Source organism: Streptomyces sp. NPDC048196, from assembly GCF_040652715.1.
GTDB lineage: Bacteria > Actinomycetota > Actinomycetes > Streptomycetales > Streptomycetaceae > Streptomyces > Streptomyces siderophoricus.
In genome coordinates this window covers 1-4,178 of the sequence record NZ_JBEZMM010000109.1, presented here as the reverse complement: position 1 = coordinate 4,178, position 4,178 = coordinate 1, and the positions used below count along the sequence as shown (strand labels likewise).

Genomic DNA, 4,178 nt, shown 5'->3' with positions numbered 1-4,178 from the left:
TGCTGGTCTGACGGCTGAGCGGTTTGTGGCGTGTCCGTTCGAGCCGGGTGTGCGGATGTATCGCACGGGTGATCTGGTGCGCTGGAACCGCGGGGCTGAGCTGGAGTTCGTTGGCCGCGCGGACGAACAGGTCAAGGTACGGGGTCACCGCATCGAGCCTGGTGAGGTCCGGGCCGTACTCGCCGCGCACCCCCAGGTGGCGCAGGCGGTCGTGGTGGCTCGGGACGACATGCCGGGCGACACTCGGCTGGTGGGCTACGTGGTGCCTATGGACGGCGCCGCACTCACCCCCGGCGACCTGCGTGCCCATGTCGCACGAAGCCTGCCGCGGTTCATGGTTCCCTCGGCCGTGCTGGTGCTGGACCGGATGCCGCTCACCCCGAACGGCAAGCTGAACCGCAAAGCCCTGCCCGTCCCCGACCCCGCCGCGAACCGAGCCGGCCGTGCTCCGCGCAGCCCGCGGGAAGAGGTGTTGTGCGGACTGTTCGCCGACATCCTGGGCATGCCCAGGATTGGAATCGACGACGACTTCTTCGACTTCGGCGGACACTCCCTGCTCGTGACCCGGCTGGTGAACCGGATCCGTAGCGCCTTGGGACTGGAGGTGTCCGTAGCCATGGTGTTCGGCGCCCCGACGGTGGCGGCGCTGTCACACCGGCTGGACACCGGAGACCGGCCCCGCCCGGCACTGACGGCACGGCCGCGACCCCCACGCGTGCCGTTGTCCTTCGCCCAGCAGCGAGCGCGGTTCCTGCACGAGATGGAGGGCCCGTCGGCGACCTACAACGTGCCGCTGGCACTGCGGCTGACCGGCGAGGTGGACCAGGGAGCGTTGCACGAGGCTCTGCTGGACGTGATCGGACGTCATGAAGCGCTGCGCACGGTGTTCCCGGAGACCGACGAAGGCCCCGAGCAGGCCATCCTGGACCCCGACCGGATCGACCTGGGGTGGACGGTATGCACGGTGACCGAGCCGGAACTCCCCGATGCCTTGGCGACCGCCGCGCGTCACACGTTCGACCTATCGGCGGAGCCGCCGATCAGGGCATGGTTCTTCGACCTCGCCGAGAACGCCCACAGCTGTGCGGACAGCGGCAGCCCGGAAACAGAACAGGAATCCGTCCTGTTGCTGCTGTTGCACCACGTCGCGAGTGACGGCTGGTCGCAGGGCCCGCTCGGGCGCGACATCTCTGCCGCCTACTGTGCCCGGATTGCCGGCCGGGCACCGGCCTGGACGCAGCTGCCTGTGCAGTACGCCGACTACACGCTATGGCAGCGGGACCTTCTGGGCGAGGCGTCCGACCCGGACAGCCTCTTCGCCCGCCAGATCGGCTACTGGGCCGAACAACTCGCAGACCTGCCCACTTGCTTGGAACTACCGACCGATCGCCCCCGACCCGCCACACGGTCGTACGAGGGATCCAGCGTCTCCTTCATCCTGGACGCGGAGCTGCATCAAGGACTGACCGCGCTCGCCCGGGATTCGGGCACGACCGTCTTCATGGTCCTGCAAGCGAGCATGGCGGCTTTGCTGACCCGGCTGGGTGCGGGGACGGACATCCCTTTGGGCTCGCCGATCGCGGGCCGCACGGACGACGCGCTGGACGACCTCGTCGGGCTGTTCCTCAATACGCTCGTCCTGCGGACGGACACCTCCGGTGCCCCGAGCTTCACCGAAGTGCTGGCTCGGGTCCGGGAGACGAGCATCGGAGCCTACGCCCACCAGGACATCCCTTTCGAGAGCCTGGTGGAAGCGCTGAATCCGCAGCGCTCCACGGCACATCACCCCCTGTTCCAGGTGATGCTGGTGCTGCAGAACGCACCGGAGTCCCACTTCGAGTTGCCGGGACTGACAGCCCGTGCGGAGTTCGTCAGCACCGGTATGGCGCAGTTCGATCTGCTGGCGTCGTTGCTGGAACGCCACGACGACGCCGGCGCGCCGACCGGTATTGATGCCGTGCTGGAGTACGCGACCGACCTGTTCGACCGTTCCACGATCCGGTCGCTGGTGACCAGGTGGCTGCTTCTGCTCGAACAGATGATCGCGGACCCGGGACAGTCGATTGACGACGTGAACGTGTTGCTCGAGACCGAGCGGGACCGCGTCCTGCCGGGGATCACAAGCGGCTCTCCGGGACTGGCCGAGGCTTCGGTGACCGAGTGGTTCGAGGAGCGGGTCCGGTCGGCACCGCACGCGGTGGCAGTCACCGCGGGCGAGGACTCGCTCTCCTACCGGGAGCTGAATTCTCAGGCAAACCGGCTGGCGCACTACCTGACCGAGCAGGGTGTGGGGCCGGAGCGGACCGTAGCGGTCCTGCTGCCCGAATCCGTGGTACGAGCGGTCGCGGTGCTGGCGGTCCTCAAGGCCGGTGGCGCCTGCCTGCCACTGAGTCCCGGAGGTATGGCCGAAGGGTCCTCGTACGCCCGCACAGAGGCTCAACCCGTGTTGGTGCTGGACGAGGAGACGCTGCGCCGCGACTGGAGCGACTATCCGGACGACGACCCACGACCGCGTCCCGACCCGGCGCACCCCGCGTATGTGATCTACGACGCCCATGGGATGACAGGGGGCCTCACGCTCCCGCACCGGGCGGTCGTCACCAGGCTGCGGTCGCTGGTGGACCGGGACGGCCCCGCGGGCCAGGACGGCTCAGGGGGCTGGGAGGGACTGTTGCCCGAAGCACACCTGCTCATGGCGGCTCTGGCACCGTGGCCGGTGCCTGAAGGAGAAGAAGGCGAACGAGAGGCCCTCAGCCACGAGCGGGCGTATGTGCTCGACGCGAAGCTGCGGCTGCTCCCGCCGGGCGTGACGGGGGAACTGTATATAGCCGGTCCCACCCTTGCCCGTGGTTACTGGGGCCGTCCAGGCCTGTCCGCCGAACGCTTCGTGGCCTGCCCCTTCGAGCCCGGTGAGCGGATGTACCGCACCGGGAAGCCGGCGCGGTGGCACCGCGATGGGTCGTACGGACTCGTGACGAGGAACATGGACGAGCCGACTACGACCTCGGCCTCAAGCAGTGCGCCGGGCCAGGCCGGGGCCGCCGGGACCGAGAGCGGAGGCCGTGCAGCACCGCGCACTGCGCAGGAAGAGGCGCTGTGCGGGCTGTTCGCCGACATCTTGGGCCTGCCCGAGGTCGGCATCGATGACAGCTTCTTCGACCTCGGGGGCCATTCACTGTCGGCGCTCCGGTTGCTGGTGCGGATCAGGAGCGTGCTCGGCGTCGAAATCGCCATCGCAAACCTGTTCGAAGATCCCACGGTGGCGGGGCTGGCGGTGCAGTTGGACACCGGCGTCCCCGAACGCCCGGCACTGGCGGCAAGGCCGCGCCCGGAGAGTATCCCGCTGTCCTTCGCCCAGCGACGGCTGTGGTTCGCCCACAAGCTGGAGGGCCCGTCGGCGTCCTACAACATGCCCTTGGCGCTGCGGCTGTCCGGCGACGTGGACCGGGGGGCCTTGCGGACGGCGCTGCTGGACGTGGTGACCCGGCACGAGTCGCTGCGCACGGTCTTTCCCGAGCAGGGTGCCGAGCCCCGGCAGCGGATTGTCGAGCCGGAAGAGGTGGAACTGCGTTGGGAGCCGCGAACGGTCACCGAGGGGGAACTGCCACAGGCGCTGGAAACGGCGGCGCGCTACGCTTTTGCCCTCTCTTCGGAAATACCGATCCGCGCCTGGCTTTTCGACGTCGCGGACGGCGATACCGGTAGCGATGAGTGCGTCCTCATGGTGCTGGTGCACCACATTGCCACTGACGGCTGGTCACTGCGCCCGCTCGGCAGGGACATCGTCGAGGCCTATTCGGCCCGGTCGGGCGGGCGGCGTCCGGTGTGGGCGGAACTGCCTGTGCAGTACGCGGATTACACCCTGTGGCAGCGGGAGTTACTGGGTGACGAGGCGGATCCGGACAGTCTGCTGTCGCAGCAGGTCGCGTACTGGACGAAGCAATTGGCCAACCTTCCAGAACAGGTGGGCCTTCCCACCGACCGGCCACGGCCAGCGGTGGCCTCCTACCAGGGCGCCAGCCTGATGGTCGAGCTCAATGCCAATGTGCATCGGAGCCTTGCGGAAGGGGCGAGGCGTGCCGACGCGACTGTGTTCATGGTGTTGCAGGCGGGGATGGCGGCGTTGCTTACGCGGCTGGGTGCGGGCACGGACGTTCCGCTGGGCAGTGGGCAGGCGG

At 68.6% G+C, this 4,178-nt stretch carries 1 protein-coding gene; it reads left to right on the top strand.

Annotated elements, in window-relative coordinates; translation table 11 throughout:
• Positions 1–55 precede the first annotated feature (55 nt).
• A partial coding sequence (locus AB0E02_RS39230) for a condensation domain-containing protein (protein WP_362149570.1) occupies positions 56–4,178 on the top strand: 4,123 nt, incomplete at its 3' end.